This window comes from Streptomyces sp. N50 (assembly GCF_033335955.1).
In the GTDB taxonomy this organism is placed as follows: Bacteria; Actinomycetota; Actinomycetes; order Streptomycetales; family Streptomycetaceae; genus Streptomyces.
The window spans coordinates 8,769,867-8,791,834 of record NZ_CP137549.1 but is presented as its reverse complement, the minus strand read 5'-3'; the positions used below and the strand labels follow the sequence as shown (position 1 = coordinate 8,791,834).

The 21,968-nt window shown below is 71.2% G+C and carries 14 protein-coding genes and 3 pseudogenes; 8 read left to right on the top strand and 9 right to left on the bottom strand.

Annotated features, from left to right (window positions below):
* Positions 1-3: 3 nt before the first annotated feature.
* Positions 4-1,433 (bottom strand): annotated as a pseudogene (locus R2B38_RS38950) (dihydrolipoyl dehydrogenase family protein).
* A 122-nt stretch (positions 1,434-1,555) separates the two neighbouring features.
* Between R2B38_RS38950 and trxA the strand changes: the two are divergent.
* The gene (gene trxA, locus R2B38_RS38945) at positions 1,556-1,942 is read left to right on the top strand and encodes a thioredoxin (protein WP_033278987.1); all 387 of its coding nucleotides are present in this window, start codon (positions 1,556-1,558) and stop codon (positions 1,940-1,942) included.
* 39 nt (positions 1,943-1,981) lie between these two features.
* Here the strand turns inward: trxA and R2B38_RS38940 are convergent.
* Together R2B38_RS38940 and R2B38_RS38935 are read right to left on the bottom strand one after the other, a co-directional pair.
* Positions 1,982-3,418: pseudogene (locus R2B38_RS38940) on the bottom strand (aldehyde dehydrogenase family protein).
* 213 nt (positions 3,419-3,631) lie between these two features.
* On the bottom strand, positions 3,632-4,666 hold the full coding sequence (locus R2B38_RS38935) for a LacI family DNA-binding transcriptional regulator (protein WP_318021901.1): 1,035 nt from the start codon (positions 4,664-4,666) through the stop codon (positions 3,632-3,634).
* Between the two features lie 140 nt (positions 4,667-4,806).
* Here R2B38_RS38935 and R2B38_RS38930 point away from each other — a divergent pair, with 140 nt between their 5' ends.
* Together R2B38_RS38930 and R2B38_RS38925 are read left to right on the top strand one after the other, a co-directional pair.
* Complete coding sequence (locus tag R2B38_RS38930; RefSeq protein WP_318020509.1) at positions 4,807-5,481, top strand: TetR/AcrR family transcriptional regulator; 675 nt, start codon at positions 4,807-4,809, stop codon at positions 5,479-5,481.
* A 54-nt stretch (positions 5,482-5,535) separates the two neighbouring features.
* On the top strand, positions 5,536-6,675 hold the full coding sequence (locus tag R2B38_RS38925; protein ID WP_318020508.1) for an NAD(P)/FAD-dependent oxidoreductase: 1,140 nt from the start codon (positions 5,536-5,538) through the stop codon (positions 6,673-6,675).
* A gap of 651 nt (positions 6,676-7,326) precedes the next feature.
* On the opposite strand, the gene R2B38_RS38920 is transcribed toward R2B38_RS38925, so the two are convergent.
* On the bottom strand, positions 7,327-8,007 hold the full coding sequence (locus R2B38_RS38920; RefSeq protein ID WP_318020507.1) for a helix-turn-helix domain-containing protein: 681 nt from the start codon (positions 8,005-8,007) through the stop codon (positions 7,327-7,329).
* 103 nt (positions 8,008-8,110) lie between these two features.
* Between R2B38_RS38920 and R2B38_RS38915 the strand changes: the two genes are divergently transcribed.
* On the top strand, positions 8,111-8,674 hold the full coding sequence (locus tag R2B38_RS38915) for an NAD(P)H-dependent oxidoreductase (RefSeq protein ID WP_019057642.1): 564 nt from the start codon (positions 8,111-8,113) through the stop codon (positions 8,672-8,674).
* 72 nt (positions 8,675-8,746) lie between these two features.
* On the opposite strand, the gene R2B38_RS38910 is transcribed toward R2B38_RS38915, so the two are convergent.
* The gene (locus R2B38_RS38910) at positions 8,747-9,628 is read right to left on the bottom strand and encodes an LLM class F420-dependent oxidoreductase (protein WP_318020506.1); all 882 of its coding nucleotides are present in this window, start codon (positions 9,626-9,628) and stop codon (positions 8,747-8,749) included.
* 82 nt (positions 9,629-9,710) lie between these two features.
* Positions 9,711-10,658 carry a TerC family protein gene (locus R2B38_RS38905; RefSeq protein WP_318020505.1) on the bottom strand — a complete coding sequence of 316 codons (948 nt, stop codon included), beginning with the start codon at positions 10,656-10,658 and terminating at the stop codon, positions 9,711-9,713.
* Between the two features lie 242 nt (positions 10,659-10,900).
* Here R2B38_RS38905 and R2B38_RS38900 point away from each other — a divergent pair.
* The 3 genes and pseudogenes from R2B38_RS38900 (at position 10,901) to R2B38_RS38890 (ending at position 15,551) form a co-directional block, all read left to right on the top strand.
* Positions 10,901-11,883: pseudogene (locus tag R2B38_RS38900) on the top strand (alpha/beta hydrolase).
* Between the two features lie 745 nt (positions 11,884-12,628).
* A complete protein-coding gene (locus tag R2B38_RS38895) occupies positions 12,629-13,720 on the top strand; it encodes a helix-turn-helix domain-containing protein (protein ID WP_318020504.1) in 1,092 nt (363 codons plus the stop codon).
* A gap of 490 nt (positions 13,721-14,210) precedes the next feature.
* Positions 14,211-15,551, top strand: a complete 1,341-nt coding sequence (locus tag R2B38_RS38890; RefSeq protein WP_318020503.1) for a jacalin-like lectin — start codon at positions 14,211-14,213, stop codon at positions 15,549-15,551.
* 134 nt (positions 15,552-15,685) lie between these two features.
* On the opposite strand, the gene R2B38_RS38885 is transcribed toward R2B38_RS38890, so the two are convergent.
* Positions 15,686-16,681, bottom strand: coding sequence for an Lrp/AsnC family transcriptional regulator (locus R2B38_RS38885; RefSeq protein ID WP_318020502.1), 996 nt, complete (start codon positions 16,679-16,681; stop codon positions 15,686-15,688).
* Between the two features lie 147 nt (positions 16,682-16,828).
* Between R2B38_RS38885 and R2B38_RS38880 the strand changes: the two genes are divergently transcribed.
* On the top strand, positions 16,829-18,460 hold the full coding sequence (locus R2B38_RS38880) for an MFS transporter (RefSeq protein ID WP_411978527.1): 1,632 nt from the start codon (positions 16,829-16,831) through the stop codon (positions 18,458-18,460).
* A 63-nt stretch (positions 18,461-18,523) separates the two neighbouring features.
* Here R2B38_RS38880 and R2B38_RS38875 read toward each other — a convergent pair whose 3' ends face one another.
* Together R2B38_RS38875 and R2B38_RS38870 are read right to left on the bottom strand one after the other, a co-directional pair.
* Positions 18,524-19,477: a superoxide dismutase gene (locus R2B38_RS38875; RefSeq protein ID WP_318020501.1), complete on the bottom strand. Its 954-nt coding sequence runs from the start codon at positions 19,475-19,477 to the stop codon at positions 18,524-18,526.
* A 145-nt stretch (positions 19,478-19,622) separates the two neighbouring features.
* Entirely contained in the window at positions 19,623-21,872 is a 2,250-nt protein-coding gene (locus R2B38_RS38870) for an MMPL family transporter (RefSeq protein ID WP_318020500.1), read from the bottom strand.
* Positions 21,873-21,968: the final 96 nt, after the last annotated feature.

Genomic DNA, 21,968 nt, shown 5'->3' with positions numbered 1-21,968 from the left:
CGTTCAGCCTCGGTACGCCTCCAGCAGGCGTAGCCATACCTCGCTGATCGTGGGGTAGGACGGGACCGCGTGCCACAGGCGGTTGATCGGGACCTGGCCTGCCACCGCGATCGTCGCGGAGTGGATCAGTTCGCCGACGCCGGGGCCTACGAAGGTGACTCCGCGCAGGATCTCGTCGTCGAGGTCGACGATCATGCGGGCGCGGCCTCGGTAGCCGTCGGCGTAGAGGCCGGCGCCGGCCACCGAGGAGAACTCGACGTCGACCGCGCGGACGCGGTGGCCGACCGCTTCCGCCTCGGCGAGGGAGAGGCCGACGGACGCGGCCTCCGGGTCGGTGAAGACGACCTGGGGGACCGCGTCGTGGTCGGCGGTGGCCGCGTGGGCGCCCCACGGGTCGGTCTCCAGCAGCGGGACGCCCTCGGCACGGGCGGCGATCGCCGCGCCCGCGATCCGGGCCTGGTACTTGCCCTGGTGGGTGAGGAGGGCGCGGTGGTTCACGTCGCCGACCGCGTACAGCCAGTCGTTGCCCTGGACGCGCAGGGTGTCGTCCACCGACAGCCAGGAGCCGGGTGCCAGGCCGATCGTGTCGAGGCCGATGTCGTCGGTCTGCGGGGCGCGTCCGGTGGCGAAGAGGATCTCGTCGGCCTCGATGCGGTCGCCGCCTTCGAGGAGGGCCGCGACAGTGCCGTTCTCGCGGGTCACCGCCGCGACGGACGTACCGGTGCGCAGGTCGACGCCGGCCTCGGTGAGCGCGTCGGCGACCAGTTCGCCGGCGAAGGGCTCCATGCGGGGCAGCAGGCCCTTGCCGCGGACCAGGAGGGTCACACGGGAGCCCAATGCCTGCCAGGCGGTCGCCATCTCTACGGCCACGACCCCGCCGCCGACCACGATCAGCCGGCCGGGCGCGGCTTTGGCGCTGGTGGCCTCGCGGCTTGTCCACGGCTTGATCTCGTCGAGTCCGGGCATGTCCGGCAGCAGGGCGCGGGTGCCGGTGCAGACCGCCACGGCATGCCGGGCCGTGAGGACGTGCCGGACGCCGTCGGGGCCCGTCACCGTCACCTTGCGGGGGCCGTCGAGGCGGCCGTGGCCTCGGTAGAGGTCGGCGGCGATGCCGTCGAGCCACTGGACCTGGCCGTCGTCCTTCCAGCCCGAGGCCTCGTAGTCGCGGTGGGCGAGGACCGCGGCGGTGTCGAGGGGGCCCTGGACGAGGTGGCCGAGGCCGGGCACTCGGCGGGCGTCGGCGCGGGCGATGACCGGGCGCAGCAGGGCCTTGCTGGGCATGCACGCCCAGTACGAGCACTCGCCGCCGACCAGTTCGCTCTCCACGATCGCGGTGGAGAGACCGGCCGCACGGGTGCGGTCGGCGACGTTCTCCCCACGGGCCCGGCCCCGAGCACCACGACGTCGTACGCGATGGATTCCGTTTCCGTCATGGGGTCAGTCTGCTGGGTGGTGTGCGCTGAGGCCACACGGGTAGGGGCGCGGAATACGGGACCGGACGACCGTGTTGTCCGGGACGGCTTCGCCCCCACATCGAGGAAGAGGGAATCACGTCATGAGCAGCACCGTGGAGCTCACCAAGGAGAACTTCGACCAGACGGTCACGGACAACGACTTCGTCCTGATCGACTTCTGGGCGTCCTGGTGCGGGCCGTGCCGTCAGTTCGCCCCGGTCTACGAGAAGGCGGCCGACGAGAACCCGGACCTCGTCTTCGGCAAGATCGACACCGAGGCCCAGCCCGAGCTGGCACAGGCCTTCGGCATCCAGTCGATCCCCACGCTGATGATCGTCCGTGACCGCGTCGCCGTGTTCGCCCAGCCCGGCGCCCTGCCGGAGGCCGCCCTGACGGACGTCATCGGCCAGGCCCGCAAGCTCGACATGGACGAGGTCCGCAAGTCCGTCGCCGAGCAGCAGGAACAGGCCGAGCAGAACGGTCAGTAGGCCCCGGGGATCTCTCCCCGGGTTTTCGGACCCTCGTTCTCAGAACGGGTACGACGCCACGTCCCCGCGCACCGTCGTCCAGCGCACGTCGGTGAAGGCCTCCAGGTTGGCCTCGCCGCCGAAGCGGGCGCCGGTGCCGGACGCGGCGACCCCGCCGAAGGGCGCCACGGCCTAGTCGTTCACGGTCTGGTCGTTGATGTGGACGATCCCGGTCGGGATGCGCTCCGCGAGGTCCAGGCCGCGGGCGCTGTCGCGCGTGACGATCCCGAGCGACAGTCCGTACGGCCCCGTCGCGGCCAGCGCCGCCGCCTCGTCGGCGGTGGCGAAGGACCGTACCGGAGCGACCGGGCCGAAGACCTCCTCCGCGTAGGCGGGGGTGTCGTCGCCCACGCCGGCGAGGACGGTCGGCCGGTAGAAGAGGTCCTCGTGGGTGCCACCGGCCGCCAGCCTGGCGCCACTTGCCGTACTGGCCTCGACAAGGCCGTGGATCTTGGCGAGTTGGGCCGCGTCGATGATCGGGCCGAGGTGGACCTGCGCGCGGTGCGGGTCGCCCACGGCGAGCAGGTCGGCCTTGGCGGCGAGGCGTTCGACGTACTCCTCGTAGAGCGACTCGTGGACGAGATGGCGGCCGGTCGTCATGCAGATCTGGCCCTGGTGGAAGAACGAACCCCAGGCCGCCGTCGAGATCACCGCGTCCAGGTCGGCGTCCGCCAGCACGATCAGGGCCGAGTTCCCGCCCAACTCCAGGTGCGCGCGCTTGAGATGACGCCCCGCCGCCTCACCGACCGCTCGCCCCGCGGCAGTTGAGCCGGTGAAGGAGATCACGGGCACCTGCGGGTCGGCGACGAGGGCCGCACCCACTTCCGCGCCACCGGGCAGGACTTGGAACAACTCCTCGGGCAGGCCCGCCTCCGCGAAGACAGCCGCGAGCGACAGTCCCCCGCAGACCGCGGTACGCGGGTCCGGCTTGAGGACGACCCCGTTGCCGAGTGCGAGCGCCGGGGCGACCGAGCGGATGGAGAGGATCAGCGGGGCGTTGAACGGCGCGATCACGCCGACGACTCCGACCGGGATGCGCCGGGTGTACGACAGCCGGGGCGCCTCCGTGGGAAGAACCTGCCCGGCGGGTCGGGAGGCGAGCGCGGCGGCCTCGTAGCACTCCTGGGCGGCGACGTGCAGTTCGAAGTCCGCCTTGCCGGGGATCGACCCGGACTCCCGCACGAGCCACTCCCTCAACTCCTCGGCGTGCGCGGCGAACAGGTCACCGGCCCTGCGCAGCACACCGGCGCGGACGAAGTGCGGGACGCGCGCCCACTCGGCCTGCGCGGCACGGGCCGCCTGGACGGCCGGCCGTATGTCCTCGGCGGCGGCGAGCGTGACGGTGCCGAGCGTGTCGCCGGTGGCGGGCTCGGTGACCGGGTACTCGGGGCCCGTGAGGGGGCGGGGCTGCCAGGTCTTGGGGTCGAGCAGAGTCATGGCGGTTCTCCGATCCGTCACCGGCGGGACCCACATCGGAAGCGCAAGTCCCGTGCGTTCACGACCAGTTGAGCGGCCGCAGGACGGGATGCGGTGATCCGGCACGGACGCGCGAGCCACGTCCGCTGTCCGCACGCATCCCCGTCTGGTTGAGCGTGCAACATCCTAGTCGGGTACGGCGGTTTCGCCCCGGGTGCGGGCACCGGACCCGGGTCAGCTGGAGTCGCGGTGTACCACCGACGCGCCGAGGAGTTCGTGTGTGCCCGGTACCCCGCCCGGTTCGCGGACCGCGGTGTCGACCAGTTCGGCCAGTTCGTGGCCGGAGGGCAGCTGGATGTGGACGGTGCTCAGGCGCGGGCGCAGCAGGCGGCCGATCATGAGGTCGTCGGCGCCGATCACGGCCGTGTCCTCGGGGATGCGGATGCCCTCGTCCTGGAGAGCGCGCATCAGCAGCATCGCGTACTCGTCGTTGTACGTGAACACCGCGTCGAGGCCGAGATCGCGCCAGCGTGCGGCGATCCGGGCGGCGCTCTCCTCGCTGTAGGCGAGCGGGAGTTCGGTCGCCGTGGCGTCCGTGCCGAGCAGGGCGCGGCGCACACCGTCGAGGCGGGGCCTGGAGAAGACCCCCATGCCGGGCTCCTCGGGCACGACCACGCCGATCCGGCGCCGGCCGCGGGCGTACAGATGCGCGCCGGCGCAGTGGCCGACACCCTCGTGGTCGAGGAGCAGGGCGTGAGCGCCCTCGACCTTCTCGGGGCCGAGCGTGAGGACGGCCCGCGCACCGGAGCGCTTGAGGACCTCGACGCCCTGCGGGCCGAGCCCCGCGCCGGGCACCAGGACGGCGACCGGGCGCAGTTCGGCCCAGGCGCGGGCGGCCTCGTCGCCGCGCAGACCGACGGACCCGTGCTGCACGACCGTGTAGTCGAGACGGCTGAGCGCCCACTGGAGTTCGTTGATGAACTGGCTGTAGAGGAGCCCCACCGGCACGGTCGGCGCCGGCATCAGCACCATGCGGCTGTGCCCGGCGCGCAGACTGCGGGCCGCCGCGTGCGGGACGTATCCGAGTTCCTTGGCAGCCTCGTGCACGCGGCGCCGGGTGGGTTCGCTGATCCGTACGGCACTGGTGTTGTTGAGGACGTAGGAGACGGTCGCGCGTGAGACGCCGGCCAGGCGGGCCACATCGGCGCTCGTGGGCACGGAGCGCGGTGCGGGCGACGGGGCTGCGGGCGTTTTCGGTATCTGCACCATGACGTACGGCATCTTGGCAGAAGCGGGGACCGAAGAGTGCGGCGGGGGAACGGTCGTCACGAGAGCAACATGGTCCGGTATTTTACGAACATGTTCGTCACGAACTTGTTCGGAGCGAACATGTTCGTTACCGTAGAGGCATGACAGCTCGCCCCGACACCCCGCGCAGCCGCCGTGACCGGCCGGCGAAACCCGCCCTGAGCAGGGAGGGCATCGTCGCCGCCGCCGTCGCGGTGCTGCGTGCCGAGGGTCTGAAGAAGGTCACCATGCGGCGCCTGGCCCAGGACCTCGACACCGGTCCGGCCTCGTTGTACGTGTACGTCCGCAACACCGCGGAGCTGCACGCGGCCGTGCTGGACGAGCTGCTCGGCACGATCGGGCCGGCGCCCACCGAGGGTTCCTGGCGCGAGCGGGTCGAGCAGGTGCTCACGGCGTACACCGCGATGCTCTTCGAGCACCCGAGCCTCGCCCGTTCGGCGCTGACCGCCTGGCCCAGCGGCCCGCACTACCTGAACCTGATCGAGACCCTGCTGACCCTGCTCGACGAGGGCGGCGTCCCGCCGGCGCAGGCCGCGTGGGGCGTGGACCTGCTGCTCCAGCAGGCCACCGCGACGGCCGCCGAGCACTCGGGCGACGACACCGCCCGGGACGACTGGGACGCCCTGACCGACGCCGTGCGCAACGCGTCCGACCGGACCCATCCGCACATCGCGGCCCGCTCCGGCGACCTGCTCGCCGGGGCGCCGCCGGCCCGCCTCTCCTGGCGATTCCAGGCACTGATCAACGGGATCGAGCAGACCGCCGTTCCCAACTGACCCTGTTCACAGCCCACTTCAAGCTTCAAGCTTCAAACATCAAGGAGGACCGTCATGACCACTCCCCATCACCCCATCGCGATCGTCGGCGGCGGACTCGGCGGGCTCACGCTCGCCCGCGTCCTGCACGTCAACGGCGTCGAGGCCGCCGTCTTCGACCTGGACGCCTCCCCCGCCGCGCGCACCCAGGGCGGCATGCTCGACATCCACGACGACTCGGGCCAGCCGGCACTGCGCGCGGCGGGCCTGTACGAGGAGTTCCGCGCGCTGGTCCACCCGGGCGGCGAGAGCACCCGCGTCCTCGACAAGACCGGCACGGTCCTTCTGGACGACCCCGACGACGGCACCGGCGGCCGCCCCGAGGTGGACCGCGGCCAGCTGCGCGACCTGCTGCTCGGCTCACTGCCCGAGGGCACCGTCCGCTGGGGCGCGAAGGTCACCGGCGCCCGCCCGCTCGACGGGGGCCGGCACGAGGTGACACTCGCGGACGGCACCTCGTTCACCACCGGTCTCCTCATCGGCGCGGACGGCGCCTGGTCCAGGATCCGCCCCCTCCTCTCGGACGCGAAGCCCGCGTACGTCGGCATCTCGTTCGTCGAGGTGGACCTGCCGGACGCCGACGTACGGCATCCCGTGAGCGCCGAGGTCGTCGGCGGCGGCATGATGATGGCGCTCGGCGCGGGCAAGGGCTTCCTGGCCCACCGCGAGACCGACGGCAGCCTGCACATCTACGTCGCGCTGGCCGTCCCCGAGGACGCGTTCGACGGCGTCGACTTCACGGACACCGAGGCGGGAAAGGCGTACACACTGGACCACTTCGCGGACTGGGACAAGAGCCTGCGGGCGCTGCTCGCCGACGCCGACGGGCCGCTGACCCCGCGCCAGATCCACGCCCTGCCGATCGGACACCGCTGGGAGCGGGTGCCCGGGGTCACGCTGCTGGGCGACGCGGCCCACGTGATGTCGCCGTTCGCGGGCGTGGGCGCCAACCTCGCCATGCTCGACGGCGCCGAACTGGGCCAGGCGCTGGCCGCGCACCCGGGCGACACCGAGGCCGCACTGGCCGCCTACGAGGCGAAGCTGTTCCCGCGCAGCGAGGAGTCGGCGGCCGAGTCCGCGGCGAACGGGATCCTGATGTTCGACGAGGACGCCCCGCAGGGCATGCTCGACTTCTTCGCGAGCGTTGCTGGCTGAACGGGGTGTGGCGGGTTGAGTCAGGCGCGGCGGTTGGGCGGGGCGGGTTGAGCCGGGCGCGGCGGTTGAGCGGGGCGCAGCCCAACTGGGCGACCCAGCCAGGCGGTTGAGCCAAGCCCGGCGACTGAGCCGAGTACGCCAGCCGCCCCGGACACGGCCGTCGAGCCGAACGCACCCCAACAGGCACACCCACACAGGTAATTGAGCCGGGCCCACCAGCCGACCCGGGCACGGCGGTTGTGGCGAGCACAGCCCAACTGACCCACCCAGCCGGACGGTTGAGCCGAACACCGCGCTTGAGCCGAACGCGACAGCCGCCCCGGACACGGCCGTCGAGCCGAACGCACCCCAACAGACTCACCCGCACAGGTGATTGAGCCAGGCCCACCAGCCGACCCGGGCACGGCGGTTGTAGCGAGCACAGCCCAACAGACCTACCCAACCGGACGGTTGAGCCGAACACCGCGCTTGAGCCGAACACGCCAGCCGCGCCGGGCACGGCCGTTGAGCCGGGCGCACCCCAACTGGCGCACCCACACAAGTGATTGAGCCGGGCCAGCCAGCCAGCCGGCCCGGGCTGGTTGAGACGGGCGCAGCCCAACCGGCCCGCCTAGCCGCGCCGTTGAGCCAGGCCCACCCCAACTGGCCACCTCAGCCAGCCGCCTGAGCCCCCGTCACCCGGTCGACAAGGTCGATCCAGCCGATCTCCAGCCGTTCCATGGGCATCCCGCACTGCCTCGTCAGGTGATGGATCAGGGCCGGATCCAGATATGCCATGAGCGTGTGGGACAGCAGCTCGCAGTCGGCGTCCGGCACGATCTGCCGGAGCAGCACCGTGACGTGCGTGCGCAGCGCGCGGAGTGCCGAGTGGGCGAACCGGCGGGTGGGCTCCGGCTGCGCGGCCAGTTGCAGGTCCAGCTGCTCGGCGTGCCGGTACAGCACGGCCACACCGAACGCCCGCAGCCGCTCGACCGGCGGGGCGCCGGGCCCCAGCGGGGGCGGGCCGCCGAGGAAGTCGGCCTGGAGCGTCTGCGCGGAGTGGTCGAGCAGCGCCATCAGCAGGCCGGTGCGGTCGCCGAAGCGGCGGAAGACGGTTCCCTTGCCGACCTGGGCGGCGGCGGCCACGGCCTCCATGGTGACGCCGGCCACCCCGTGCTCGGCGATCAGCCGGGCCGCGGCCTCCAGCAGCTTGGCGCGGTTGCGGGCCGCGTCGGCACGCAGGCAGGGCTCGTCGGCGTAGGAGCGGACCTCCAGCAACTGGGGTTCGCCTATCGACTCCTCGGGCTTCGGAAAGGGCGGCAGGGCGCTGGACATGAAGACAGCGTAAAGCACTGGGAACAAAACTGGACCGCGGTCCGCTTAGCCTGGTACAACTTTTAAACGGACCTCGGTCCGGATCGTAACGGCAGTGTTTCAGCCCCCCTTGGAGTCCCCCATGTCTGTTCGTATCCTCGCGCTCGTCGGCAGCCTGCGTGCCGGCTCGCACAACCGCCAGCTCGCCGAGGCCGCCGTGAAGTTCGCGCCCGAGGGCTCCGACATCGAGATCTTCGAGGGTCTCGCCGAGATCCCGTTCTACAACGAGGACATCGACGTCGAGGGCAACGTCCCGGCCGCCGCCGCCAAGCTCCGCGAGGCCGCCGGCTCCGCCGACGCGTTCCTCTTCTTCTCCCCCGAGTACAACGGCACCATCCCGGCCGTCCTGAAGAACGCCATCGACTGGCTGTCCCGCCCCTACGGCGCCAGCGGCTTCGGCGGAAAGCCGGTCGTCGTGGTCGGCACCGCGTACGGCCAGTTCGGCGGCGTGTGGGCGCAGGACGAGGCCCGCAAGGCCGTGGGCATCGCCGGCGGCAAGGTCATCGAGGAGATCAAGCTCTCGATCCCCAGCTCCGTGGTCCGCTTCGCCGAGACCCACCCGTCCGAGGACGCCGAGGTCGTGGCCCAGCTGACCGAGGTCCTCTCCCAGCTGAAGGGCCACGCGGGCGAGGCCGTAGCCGCCTGATTCACGCACGCACGCGAAGGGGCCGGAGTCCGCACGGACTCCGGCCCCTTCGCGTCCCAACAACCGCTCCGCTCAGTCCAGTTCGGCCAGCCGCGGCACCACCGGCGCCACGAACCGCTCGATCCACTCGACCGGTTCGCCCGTGCGCGGACCCAGGATGACCGTGTCGACACCGAGCTTCGTGAAGCCGTCGATCTCCCCGAGGAAGGCGTCGACGTCACCCGCCGTGACCGACTCGCCGCCGTGGACGATCGTCTTGCGGATACGGTCGTAGTCGCGCCCCAGGTTGTCGCAGTGACCGCGCAGCACGTCGAGCTTGTGGCGCAGCTCGTCCGGCGTCGACACGATCAGGTTGCAGGCGTCGGCGTACTGGGCGACCAGCCGGAGGGTCTTCTTCTCCCCTCCCCCACCGATCATGATCTCGGGGTGCGGACTGCTGATCGGCGCGGGCACGCACAGCGTCTCGGCGAGCCGGTAGTGCTTGCCCTCGAAGGGGCCGTTCGTCTCCGGGTCCCACATCTGCAGACAGATCCGCAGGGTCTCCTCCAGCCGCTCGAACCGCTCCGCGACCGGCGGGTAGTGCACGCCGAGACCGTGGTGCTCGCGGTCGTACCAGGCCGCCCCGATACCGAGCGTGGCCCGGCCGCCGGACAGGACGTCGAGCGTGGTGGCGATCTTCGCGAGAAGTCCGGGCTGACGGTACGTCACTCCCGTGACCAGCGCGCCCAGTCGGACCGTGGAGGTGTTGCCGGCCAGGAAGCCGAGCGTGGTGTAGGCCTCCAGCATGGCGTCCTCGGCGCCGCCGTTGAACTCCATCTGGAAGTAGTGGTCCATCACCGAGAGCCAGCTGACGCCCGCCGCCTCGGCCGCGGCGCCCGCGGCGGCCAGCTCGGGCCCGACCGCCGTCGCGCCTCCGGGATGGTTGAACCGGTTGATGTGTACGCCGACGCGCATGCCCGACTCCCTTTCGCAGTCCACCCGGACCCTCAGACCTTCGCCGTCCTTCGTGACGGTAGGTCTTCGAGCGCTCTCGAAGTCAAGCGCTCCGCGTCCTCGTGGCGCGCAGGCTGGTGAACGTCGTCACCGCGAGCACGAGCACGATGAAGCCGAGAGAGAAGGGGATGGAGATCTCCGGGACGTGGACACCGGACTCGTGCAGGGCGTGCAGCACCAGTTTGACGCCGATGAAGCCGAGGATGATCGACAGGCCGTAGCTGAGGTGGACGAGCTTCTTCAGCAGGCCGCCGATGAGGAAGTACAGCTGGCGCAGGCCCATCAGGGCGAAGGCGTTGGCGGTGAAGACGATGTACGGGTCCTGGGTGAGGCCGTAGATCGCGGGGATGGAGTCGAGCGCGAAGAGCACGTCGGTGGAGCCGATGGCGAGCATCACGACCAGCATCGGGGTCATGATGCGCTTGCCGTTCTCCGTGATGAACAGCTTGGTGCCGTGGTAACGGTCGGCCACGCCGAAGCGGCGTTCGGCGATCTTGAGCAGCTTGTTCTCCTCGTACTCGTCGTTCCCGTGGCCCTTGCGGGCGTCCTGGACGAGCTTCCAGGCGGTCCAGATCAGGAACGCGCCGAAGAGGTAGAAGACCCAGGAGAACGTGGAGATGATCGCGGCACCGGCCGCGATGAACCCGGCGCGCAGCACGAGGGCGACGAGGACCCCGACCATCAACACCCGTTGCTGGTACTGCGAGGGCACCGCGAACTTGCCCATGATCAGCACGAAGACGAAGAGGTTGTCGACGCTCAGCGACTTCTCGGTGATGTACCCGGCGAAGAACTCCCCGGTCGGCCCGCTCCCGCCGTAGATGAGCAGTCCGAGTCCGAACAGGCAGGCCAGGACGACCCAGACCACGGTCCAGATCCCGGCTTCCTTGACGGAGACGTCGTGGGGTTTGCGGCCGATGAGGAAGTCGACGCCGACGAGGGCGCACAGGGCGGCGATCGTCAGCACCCAGACGGTCAGGGAGATGTTCACGGGTGGTGCTCCTGGTACATGAATCAGCAGATGAGGGGATACAGGGGGGCCACAGCGGTTGTGACATCGTTGTCTGCGTAAGGGATCGCTTCCACGTCCCGCAGGTGAACAACAGATCACGTCCTGGCAAGGCACACCCGCCGTCCGGCGGGAAGGTTCCGCCGGACGGCGGAGCGCCGGACGGGGGTACGGGCGCGGAGTATGGCCGTACGAGCCGCCGCACCCAGCGTCAGGAGAAGCCCATGACGTCCACCCCGCCCCCGCCCCCGTTCGACCCCGAACTCGCCGCGGCGCTGGAGCTGATCAAGGAGTTCATCTCGCCCGGGATGACGATGGCGGACATCGACGAGATCCGCCGGGGCCCGGCGATCACGCAGTCGATGGAAATGGACCTCACGCTCGGCGGAGCCTTCGCCATCGAGGACAGGGAGGTGGCGGGCCCGGTCGGCGAGCCCGGCATCACGCTGCTGATCGGCCGTCCGACCGCACCGGCGACGGCGGGCGCGCTGCCCGTCATCTATCACGTGCACGGTGGCGGGATGGTGCTCGGCGACAGGCGGGTCGGGGTGACCGGGGCGCTGGAGTACGCGCGGGAGCTGGACGCGGTGGTGGTGTCGGTGGAGTACCGGCTCGCGCCCGAACACCCGCACCCCGCGCCGATCGAGGACGTGTACGCCGGTCTGCTGTGGACGGCGGAGCACGCGAAGGAGATCGGCGGCGATCCCGAGCGGATCGTCATCATGGGCGCGAGCGCGGGCGGCGGCCTGTCCGCGGCGCTGGCCCTGCTCACCCGGGACCGCGGCGGCCCGCGTCCCATCGGCCAGCTCCTGCTGTGCCCGATGCTCGACGACCGCAACGACACCCCGTCCGCGCACCAGATGACCGGCCTCGGCGTCTGGGACCGCACGGCCAACGAGACCGGCTGGACGGCCCTCCTCGGCGACCGCCGCGGCACCCCCGACGTCTCCCCGTACGCGGCCCCCGCCCGGGCGACGGACCTCACGGGCCTCCCCCGGCCTTCCTGGACGTCGGCTCCGCGGAGACCTTCCGCGACGAGGTGGTCACCTACGCGTCCCGCCTCTGGCAGTCGGGCGGCACCGCCGAACTCCACGTCTGGCCGGGCGGCTTCCACGGCTTCGACGGGTTCGCGCCACAAGCGGCGGTGTCGCAGGCGGCTCGGGCGGCACATGTCAGTTGGCTGCGGAGGTTGTTGGGGGCGGGTTGAGGGGTGGGGGTGCGGTTGCGGTGACAGAGGCGTGACCTGGCGCCGCTGCCTTGACCCGGGAGGCTTCCACGGCTTCCACGGCTTCGACGGGTTCGCTCCCCGGGTGGCGGACTCGCGGGCGGCCGGGCCGTGCATGTCAGTTGGCTGGGGGTTGAGGAGCCGGGGGGGCGGCTGCGCCGAGAGCAGCGCGACGTGACGCCGCTGCCCTGGCCGGAGGCTTCCACAAGTTCAACGGGTTCGCTCCGCGGGCGGCGGACTCGCGACCGACTCGAGCGGCACAGCTCAGTTGACCGCGGGGTGAGGGGCTGGGGGGCGGCTGCGCGCGGCACACCGCAGAAGCTCCTCAGCCGCACCGGAAACGACCCTCGCACACCACCCACGTCCCGTCGCTCCCTTCCGCCGCAGGCATGGCGCACCAGATGCAGCGACCGCCAACGGATTGAACCCACGACCACCGCAACACCAGCGGGGCCGCCCGCGCGCGGCACACCGCAGAAGCTCCTCAGCCGCACCGGAACGACCCTCGCGCACCACCCACGTCCCGTCGCCTTCCACCGCCAGAGGCATGGCGCACCAGATGCAGCGACCCCCGACGGATTGAACCCACGACCACGGCGACACCGGCGCCCCGCGCACGAGCGGCACACCAAGGAAGCACCTCGGTCTCCGCCCCCAAGGACAACCCGGGCGCGATACCCACGTCCCGTCCCTCCTCTCCGCCGGAGGCATGCCGCACCATGGGCATATGAAAGAGCTGGCCGGGCGCCTGACCGCGCTGGATCCGGACGCCGGTGCCGCCGTGCGGGTCATCGGGTACTTCGATCGGCTTGCCGAGTCGCGGGCCGGGCTCGAGGCGCTGGTGCGCGGGGCGGCGGTGCTGGCCGGGTGTGCCGCGCGGCTGGTCGACGCCGAGCGGCGGGTCCGGGTGCGGGTCGAGGCGGACGGTACGCGCAGGGACAGCGCGACGCCGCCGGATCCCGCCTGGCCGTCCGCCGCGCTGACGCCGGGCGGGGTCTCCGCGCTCTGGCTGGAGCGTACGGCCCAGGCCGCGCCCAGTGTCGTCGACGCGGTGATCCTTGAGCGGGCCGCCGGTGCCGTACGGCTCGTGCTCGATCGCACCCGGGGCCGGGTTCCCGCCGACGACCCGGAGCTGATCGAGACCCTTCTCGACGCGACCGCTCCCGAGGCGGCCCGGCTGCACGCTGCCCGCCGCCTCGGCCTCGACCCCGCCGACCCCGCGACCCGCGCCAGGGTCGTCGCCCCGCTCGACGGATCGCCCCGGGTCGTCGCCGCGCCCCGGGAGACCACAGGTACGTCCGGTCCGCGAACCGCCTCGGACAGTGACACGCACCTGACCCCGGACGGCTTCGGCCCTCAACCACCGCACGCGGACGCCGAGTTGCCCGTCGGCCGACTTGGCATCGGCCCCGCCGTCCCCGTCCTGGACCTGCCCCGCTCCTGGGCAGCCGCCCGCACCGCCCTCCGCTTCACCGCCGACGGCACCGCACAGGACCCCGGCCAGCGCATCGTGCACGCCGACGAGCTCGGCGGCGTCGCCCTCCTCGCCGAACTGGTCGCACCGGGTGCCGAACCGCCGCCCGACGTCCGTGATGTGGAAGCGGCGGCGGTCAACGCGCCCTGGCTGCTGGCCACTCTGAACGCCGTCGCCACCACGACCAGCCTGCGCGCGGCGGCCACCGAGATCAACGTCCACCACTCCACGCTCCAGGACCGGTTGACCCACGCGGAGTCCCTCCTGGGCTGGCCGGTACGCACTCCACAGGGGCGACTACGGCTCCAACTCGCCCTGACCATGCGGCACTTGGCGCGACCGTAGCGGCGGTCAGGGACGGCGGCGGGAGGGGGCCGGGGTCCCGCCCTCCCCCACCTCGCCGTCCCCGTCGTAGAACTCCCCGTCGTCACCCCGAACTCGCGCGCCGAGCACTCGCGCCACCTCACACATCTTGGCGATGAGAAGCTCGCTCGGATTCCTGGCGCTGTTCCCACTCTCGCTCCATTGCAACGCGGTCCCTGCCCATCTCCCTGCCCGTCCCCGCAGACCTCGCGATCCCCGAAGGCTTCACAGTCCCCGAAGGCCCCGCAACCCTCGCGCCGGGTGATGTGAATGCCGTATGCCAAACCTGTGGACCGTATCCCCCCGCACTGACAACAAACGGGCACGCAACGGGACTTGGCCATCTCCGCGCCACCCGGAATTCCTGATTCGGTGCCGCTGAAGGGGAGTCATAGCAAGCGCTTGTCGCTACATTTTGACATGAGCGCCGCAACACCCTCCCCCTCTGTCACTCCGCAGGAGGCACTTCCCCATGCGCAGACTTCTCGCCTGTCTGGCGGCCGCAGCCGCGGCCCTGGGCGGGATCACGGTGGCCGCCGCGACCCCGGCCGCCGCCGCAACGTCGGGCAGCTTCAGCGTGCTCACCTACAACGTCGCCGGGCTCCCGGAGTCGTTGTCCAGCGCCTCGACGCCGCGGGACACGAGCACCACCGCGATTGGCACGCGCATCGCCCCGTACGACATCGTGAACGTGCAGGAGGACTTCAACTACCACGCCTACCTGTACTCCACCGACACCCACCCCTACCGCACCGCGACCAGCGGCGGCGCCGGTATCGGCAGCGGGCTCAACACCGTCTCCAACTACGCCTGGGACGGCGACGACTTCGAGCGGGTCGGCTGGAACTCCTGCCAGATCGACTCGGGCGACTGCCTGACGCCGAAGGGCTTCACCTTCATGCGGGAGCGGCTGTCCGAGGGGGTGTACGTCGACTTCTACAACCTGCACACCAACGCGGGGACGAACGACGGCGACGAGGCCTCCCGTGCGGACAACCTGGCCCAGTTGACCACCTTCATCCAGTCCCACTCCGCGGGCAACGCGGTCGTCGTCATGGGTGACACCAACACCCGTTACACCCGATCCGCCGACACCATCGCGGAGTTCGGCGCGGCCAACGGACTCACCGACGCCTGGGTCAAGCTGATCCGCGGCGGCGTCGCGCCGGTCAAGGGCAGCGACGCGCTGGTGTGCGACCAGACCGGGGCCACCGTGCCCAACACCTGCGAGGTCGTGGACAAGGTCCTCTACCGCAGCAGCAAGCTGGTCACGCTGAACGCGACGTCGTACAACAACGAGCACGCCAAGTTCCTGACCTCGGACGGGCTGATGCTCTCCGACCACGACCCGATCACGGTCGGCTTCACCTGGTCGCAGAACGCGGACTACCAGCTCAGCGACCAGTTCGGCGGCCCGCACGGCGACTACTACCAGGACATCAACAGTGTCCCGGCGGCCGCCCGCGCCACCACGATCTCGCTGCGCTCCGGCTCCCGCGTCGACCAGGTCGGCATCACCCTCGCCAACGGCACCACCCTCACCCACGGCGGCACGGGCGGCACCGCGTCCTCGCTGACGCTGGGCAGCGGCGAGTACGTGACGTCGGCGTACCTGTGCGAGAGCAAGTACAACGACACCACGCGGATCTTCTACGCCAAGTTCACCACCAACCTGGGCAACACCCTGGCCGGTGGCACCACCACCTCGGACTGCGTGACCCGCACCGCCCCGTCCGGCTGGCAGATCGCCGGCTTCCACGGGCGCTCCGGCGACGAGGTCGACAAGGTCGGCTTCATCTACACCAAGCGCTGACCCGCGGCCGTAGTCATGAAGTAGGTCGTAGTCATGAAGTAAGTCGCAGTCAGGAAGTAGCAAGCACCGCAGGGCAGTTGTGAGCCGGATCATCCGTCGTCGCGGGTGGTCCGGCTCGGTGCGTTCCGGCCGGCCTACGCGAACGCCGGGGGCACCAGTCGCCCGCGTGAGATGAGCGAGGTGGCCTGCTTCAGGCGGTGGACGTGGACGCTCACGCCGTAGCCGTCGATGCCCGCGACGGCGGCGACCTTGGTGGTCAGATACCGGTAGAGATCCTCCGTGTCACGGCAGATGACGACGACCATGACATTGGAGTCGCCGCTGATGGCGGCGGCGAAGGCGACCTCGTCGTGGTCCGCGAGTTCCTCACCGACGCGTTCGAGGCGGGCCGGGGCGACGCGCAGCCACAGGGTGGCGTTGAGCGCGAACCCGAGGCGCGCGGAGAGCAGTTCGACGTCGTAGGCGAGGGCTCCTGAGTGCTCCAGGGCGTCCAGTCGGCGGGCCACGCGGGCCGTGGACCAGCCGGTGACGTCGGCGAGCTGGGTGTGCGTGGCGCGGCCGTCCTCCGCGAGCGCGTCGAGCAGCGGGGTGTCCTCGTCGGTGAGGCGTACGGGTGGTCCGGCGGGGAAGTCGGGCCGCTCGCCCACGAGTTGACGGATCTGATCGGCCGTCAGGCGACCGCCGTAGCCCGTCCAGTCGCTCTGTCCCGATGTGCCGAAGGGGTGGATGAGCAGGTCGATGCTCACGTCGAGGACCGAGGCGGACTTGGGCAGTTGACGCAGCAGGACGTCGTCGCGCGTCACGTGCACCGGCGCGCTCATGACGCAGATGATCTCCGAACCGCCGGACGCGAGGCCCGCGTAGGCGATGTCGGGCCGGCGGGCGAGCGCGTCGGCGAGCGGGCCGACCCGGTCGGGGCGGCAGCGGATCCGGGCCACCCAGCGCGCGTCACCGTGGACGGCGGGGTCGACCAGGCCGACCACCCGCATCACCCCGGAACGGCGCAGGGCGTGGAAACGGCGGGCCGCGGTCTGTTCCGAGACCCCGGCCACCTCGCCGATCAGCCGGAACGAGGCGCGCGGCGCGCACTGCAGCGCGCGGAGGATTTTCCCGTCGACTTCGTCCATCATGAGGAAAGTGTGACACGAACGACGCCCGGGATGGAGGTTTCGGTCCGCTTCTCGGTCGTACGTTGGTGATTGTCCATGGCGGAGCTGATCCTGAGGCGCGTGCCTGTTCGAGTTCGAGGGCACCGCATTCGAGAAGGAGAGTTCCCCGTGAACGTCACGATCCCGGCGAGCGGGCGGCCCGACCGGCGGGCGGCCACCCTCGTCATGGCCTGCCTCGGCGTCTTCGTCGCCTACTTGCCGGTGACCACGGTCGCCGTGAGCCTGCCCGCCATCCAGTCGGCGCTGAACGCGTCGACCGCCCAACTGTCCTGGGTCCAGGACGCGTTCGTCCTGCCCATGGCCGCGTTCATCCTCACCGCCGGTGTCTTCGGCGATGTGCACGGACGCAAGAAGGTGTTCCTGGCGGGGCTGTTGTTCTCCGCCGTCGGGGCCGCCGTGGCCCTGTCCGCGCAGTCGGTGCACGTGCTGTGGATCGGCCAGGCGTTCGCCGGTCTCGGCGCGGCGACCCTGCTGCCGACCACGCTGGCACTGATCAGCCACGCGGTGCCCGACCACCGGGAACGCGGCAAGTTCATCGGACTGTGGGCGACCGCGTTGATGGCGGCGCTGGCCGTCGGCCCGCTGATCGCCGGAGTCATCCTCGACCACGCCGCCTGGCGCTGGATCTACCTGGTCTCCGTCCCCGTCCCGCTGATCGCGCTGGGCTTCGCCGCCCGCCTGCTGCCCGACTCCCGGGCCCCGCACGGACGCAAGCTCGACTGGCCCGGCCAGCTCACCGCCGCCCTGGCCATCACCGCGCTGGTCTACGGCGTGATCGAGGGCGGCGCCGGTTCCTTCACGGACGTCAAGGTCATGGTGGCGCTGTTCACCGCGGTGGTCGGCGGGGTCGCGTTCGTCCTCGCCGAGCGGCGCAGCGACAGCCCGATGCTGGACCTGACGCTGTTCCGCAGCCCGGCGTTCACCGCCACCACGCTGGTCGCGATGATCACCTTCCTGGCGCTCATCGGCTTCTTCTTCCTGCTCAGCCTGTACTTCGGCCTGGTCCAGCAACTCGACACGCTCCAGGCGGCGTTGCGGCTGCTCATGGTCACCGGGGCGGCGATCGTGGTCGGCCAGCCGGTCGGGCGGCTGATGCACCGGGTCGCGCCGCGCGTCCTGATCACCGGGGGTCTGCTCGTGATCTCCGGCGCGCTGTTCTCGCTGACCGGCGTCGACTCCGGCACCTCGTTCGCGTCGATCGCCTGGCGGCTGGCGCTGCTGGGCCTCGGCATCGGCACGGTCCTGACGCCGATGACCGCGACCGCGGTGGCCTCCGTGCCGTATCAGCAGGCGGGGATGGCCGCGGCCGGCAACAACGCGTTCCGCCAGGTCGGCGGCGCGCTCGGCCCGGCCGTCCTGGGCGCCCTGCTCTCCACCAAGGCGCTCGACACCCTGCCCGGGCACCTCACCGACGCCGGGGTGACGGGCGCGACGCAGCGGAACATCGTCGCGACCGCCGACGCGGACGGCCTCGGCGCCGTCGCCCACATGAGCCTCGGCGCGGACACCGGCCGGGCCCTGGGCGCGCTGAGCGACTCCTTCCTGGACGGCATGCGGCTGTGCCTGGTGGTCGCCGGCTCGCTGACGCTTCTCGCGGCCCTGGTGTGCGTGCTGTTGCTGCGCCGCCCGGGACAGGCATCCTCGGCTCCGGTGGCGAGTGCGCACACCGCCGCCACCGCCACCGCCGGTACGCCAAAGGCAGCCGTGGCAGCGGCAGTTGACCCGTCACCGAACCGCTGAAGCACGAAGTACCCATGGGCGGGGCCCCGGTTGCACGACTCCGGGGCCCCGCCCGCTGTCACCTCAGATCGACACGGCGACAGCGGTGAACGTCGTGTCCGGCGTCTGCGGGCTGGTGAAGCGGGCGTTGACGAGATAGAGCCGGTTGCCGAAGCGGGCGGCGGTCGTCGGGACGTCGAAGCGCGGGTCGGTGACCGTACGGCGCAGGGTCGCGGTGGTGGCCTTGGCGTCGAGGTCGAACACGCTGATCCGGTTCAGCCGGTTCTGCACGACGTACAGCGTCCGGCCGATCCTGAACAGCCCGTCCCCGTTGGCCACATCGGCCGCGCCGCTCAGGGTGATCTCGGTGGCGCGGCCCGACTTGAGGGACACGTTGTAGAGCTTGCCGGGGGTGCTGCTCACCACGATGAGGCCGTGCCCGTCCGGGGTGCCGACGATGCCGTTCGCGTTGTTCACGCCGGGCGTCTGTACCCAGTCGCCGGTGAGCGGCAGGGCGGTGACCTGGCCCGTACGGCCGCGCGGTACGCCGTAGAGCACGGCGTCGAGCGAGTCGGTGAACCAGGCGCGGTCGCCGAGGAGCGTGACGTCGTTGATGAAGTGGCCGGTGGAGGGGGTGAGTTGATAGGTCGTCAGTACGTCCCCGGTGCGGGCGTCGACGACTCGCGCGACCCCGGTGCTGCCGGCGACGTACAACAGGCCGTCGTGGTCCAGCTTCAGGCCGACCGACACCAGGCCGGTGGCGCCCTCGGACAGGATCTCGCCCTCGCCGGTGCGCAGGTCGAAGCGGTGGACGGCGCCGTCGGCACGGGAGCCCACGTAGGCGTACGGCCTGCTGCCGATGGCTATGCCCTCGGGGAGGAAGCCGTTGGGCAGAGCGAACTCCGTCGGCCAACTCGCCTGTGCGGCGGAGGTGTTGGCGCTTGCGGTGCCGGTGCCGACCGTCGCGGCGAGGGCGGTCAGGGCCGCGCCGCCGAGCACGGCGCGCCGGGTGGTGGGGTGGGGGTGGATCCGGGTCATCGTCCGGGCCTCCGGGGACGAGTGGGGGTGAACGGGGGCTGGTGGAACGGTGGTTGGGACAACTCGGTGACTCTGGTGCGCCCCGGGGCTCGGGTGAAATCTTCTTCAACTCCACCCCAAGGCCCGGTATGTGCGTAACGGCCCATCACTCCCCGGAGTTCCCACGCGCCCCACCCGCACCCGATCCCGCACTCGCGAACTCGGGTTCCTCACGCTCCGCCGGTACGACCTTCTGGAGGCCGCTCCCCTCGACGTCGAGGTCGGGCAACAGCCGGTCCAGCCAGGCCGGCAACCACCAGGCGCCCCGCCCCGCGAGGGCGAGCACCGCCGGTACGAGCGTCATGCGGACGGCGAAGGCGTCGATCGCCACGCCGACCGCCAGCGCGAACGCGATCGGCTTGATGAGGGAGTCGTCCAGCGGGAAGAACCCGGCGAAGACGGTGAACATGATCAGCGCGGCGGCGGTGACGACCCGCACGCTGTGCCGGGCGCCGTCGACGACCGCCTGGCGGGCCCGGCCGGTGCGGGCCCACTCCTCGCGCATCCCGGAGACGAGGAACACCTCGTAGTCCATGGCCAGTCCGAACAGCACGCCGGTCAGGATGATCGGCAGGAAGCTGACGACAGGGCCGCTGTGCGGCACGCCGAGGACGTCGGCCAGCCAGCCCCACTGGAAGACGGCCACGACCAGGCCGAGCGAGGCGCCCACCGAGAGCAGGAAGCCGACGGCCGCCTTCACGGGTATGACCAGCGACCGGAAGACCATCATCAGCAGGAGCAGGCTGAGGCCCACGACGATGGCGACGAAAGGCAGCAGGGAGTCGCTGAGGCGGTTGGAGACGTCGATGTTGACCGCGGTGGTGCCGGTGACCGCGATCGAGGCGCCGGTGGTGGCCCGGAGGTCGGACGCGGCCGCGCGGAGGTCGCGGACGAGCCGGTCCGTACGGACGCTGTCGGGACCGGAGTCGGGCAGCACGGTGATCACACGCTGGGTCGAGTCGCTGGTGGGCTCGGGCGGCAGCACGGCCTTGACGTTCTTCAAGGTCCGCAGTTTCGCGGCCACTTGGGCGCCCACCTGTGAACTCGCCGCAGCCGTACGGTCGTTGGTCTCGGCCAGGACGAGCAGCGGGCCGTTGAATCCGGGCCCGAACTTCGCGTCGATCGTGTCGTAGGCCGTGCGCTGGGTGGAGGCGTGCGGGGCGGAGCCGTTGTCGGGGAGCGCCAGGCGCAGGTCGGCGGCGGGGAGCATGAGGGTGACCAGGACGCCCGTGACGGCGAGCACGGTCAGGAGCGGCTTCGCGACGACCCGCTTCGTCCACCGGGTGCCCAGTGTGGTGCGGCCCGTGGCCCCTTCGGCGTCGGCGGCCCGGCGTGCGGCCCGGCTTCCGGGCTTGGGGGCGAGCCGCGTACCGGCGAAACCGGCGATCGCCGGGACGAGAGTGATCGCGGCCAGCACCGCGATGAGGACGGCGCCGGCCGCGCCGAGGCCCATCGTGGTCAGGAACGGGATGCCGATGACGCTCAGTGCGGCGAGCGCGATGATCACGGTGGCCCCGGCGAAGACCACGGCACTGCCCGCCGTACCGACGGCCAGCGCGACGGATTCCTTCGGGTCGGTGCCGCGGGCGAGTTGCTGTCGGTGGCGGGAGAGGATGAACAGGACGTAGTCGATGCCGACGGCCAGGCCCAGCATCAGGGCGAGCGTGACGGCCGTGGAGGAGATGCTGACGGCGGGCGCGAGGGCGAGCAGTCCGGTGAGCCCGGCCGCCACCCCGATCAGCGCGGGCAGCAGCGCCATGCCGGCGGCGAGCAGCGAACCGAACGTGACGACGAGCACGAGCAGCGCCACGGCCACGCCGATGATCTCCGACGGCCCGATGTGAACTCCCTTGCTGTTGAAGACGGATCCGCCCACCGAGGTCCGCAGCCCGTCCCGCTCCGCCGCGTGGGCGGCGCTCTTGATCGCGTCCACGGACGAGGTCCCGACCTCCGCCGTCTGCACGCGGTACTGGACCTGGACGATCGCCGTCGTCCGGTCGGCGGAGACGGCACCGGCGGTACCCGGATCGACGACCCCGCTGACCTGGGGCGCCCGCCGGGTCTCCGCCACGGCCTTGGCGATGGCCGCGCTGTACGGGGATTCGGTGATCCGGTGCCCCTCGGGCGCCGTGAAGACGATCTGGGCGCTCGCGCCCGCCGCCTCCGGAAGGGTCTTGCTCAGGCTGTCCAACGCCCGCTGCGACTCGGTGCCCGGCACCGAGAAGCGGTCGTCGAGCTTGCCGCCGAAGACGCCGACGCACGTGATGAGCGCGGCCAGGACGAAGAGCCATACACCCAGGACGAGTTTGCGGTGCCGGTAGGCGCTGTGGCCCAGCCGGTGAAGCAGGACAGCCATGACTAACTCCCTGGAAGGGGGCGGAGGAAGGGGGGATGTCGATCGACGAGCCCGACTTTATCACCTGCTCAAGTCGCTCGACAGAGTCATTCAACC

Excerpts from the sequence above, each read along its gene's own strand:
- R2B38_RS38930 (WP_318020509.1), top strand. The coding sequence starts at position 4,807 with ATGACAGCTCGCCCCGACACCCCGCGCAGCCGCCGTGACCGGCCGGCG.
- trxA (WP_033278987.1), top strand. The coding sequence starts at position 1,556 with ATGAGCAGCACCGTGGAGCTCACCAAGGAGAACTTCGACCAGACGGTC.
- R2B38_RS38870 (WP_318020500.1), bottom strand. The coding sequence starts at position 21,872 with ATGGCTGTCCTGCTTCACCGGCTGGGCCACAGCGCCTACCGGCACCGC.
- R2B38_RS38935 (WP_318021901.1), bottom strand. The coding sequence starts at position 4,666 with ATGGTGCAGATACCGAAAACGCCCGCAGCCCCGTCGCCCGCACCGCGC.
- R2B38_RS38885 (WP_318020502.1), bottom strand. The coding sequence starts at position 16,681 with ATGATGGACGAAGTCGACGGGAAAATCCTCCGCGCGCTGCAGTGCGCG.
- R2B38_RS38915 (WP_019057642.1), top strand. The coding sequence starts at position 8,111 with ATGTCTGTTCGTATCCTCGCGCTCGTCGGCAGCCTGCGTGCCGGCTCG.
- R2B38_RS38890 (WP_318020503.1), top strand. The coding sequence starts at position 14,211 with ATGCGCAGACTTCTCGCCTGTCTGGCGGCCGCAGCCGCGGCCCTGGGC.
- R2B38_RS38895 (WP_318020504.1), top strand. The coding sequence starts at position 12,629 with ATGAAAGAGCTGGCCGGGCGCCTGACCGCGCTGGATCCGGACGCCGGT.
- R2B38_RS38875 (WP_318020501.1), bottom strand. The coding sequence starts at position 19,477 with ATGACCCGGATCCACCCCCACCCCACCACCCGGCGCGCCGTGCTCGGC.
- R2B38_RS38910 (WP_318020506.1), bottom strand. The coding sequence starts at position 9,628 with ATGCGCGTCGGCGTACACATCAACCGGTTCAACCATCCCGGAGGCGCG.
- R2B38_RS38925 (WP_318020508.1), top strand. The coding sequence starts at position 5,536 with ATGACCACTCCCCATCACCCCATCGCGATCGTCGGCGGCGGACTCGGC.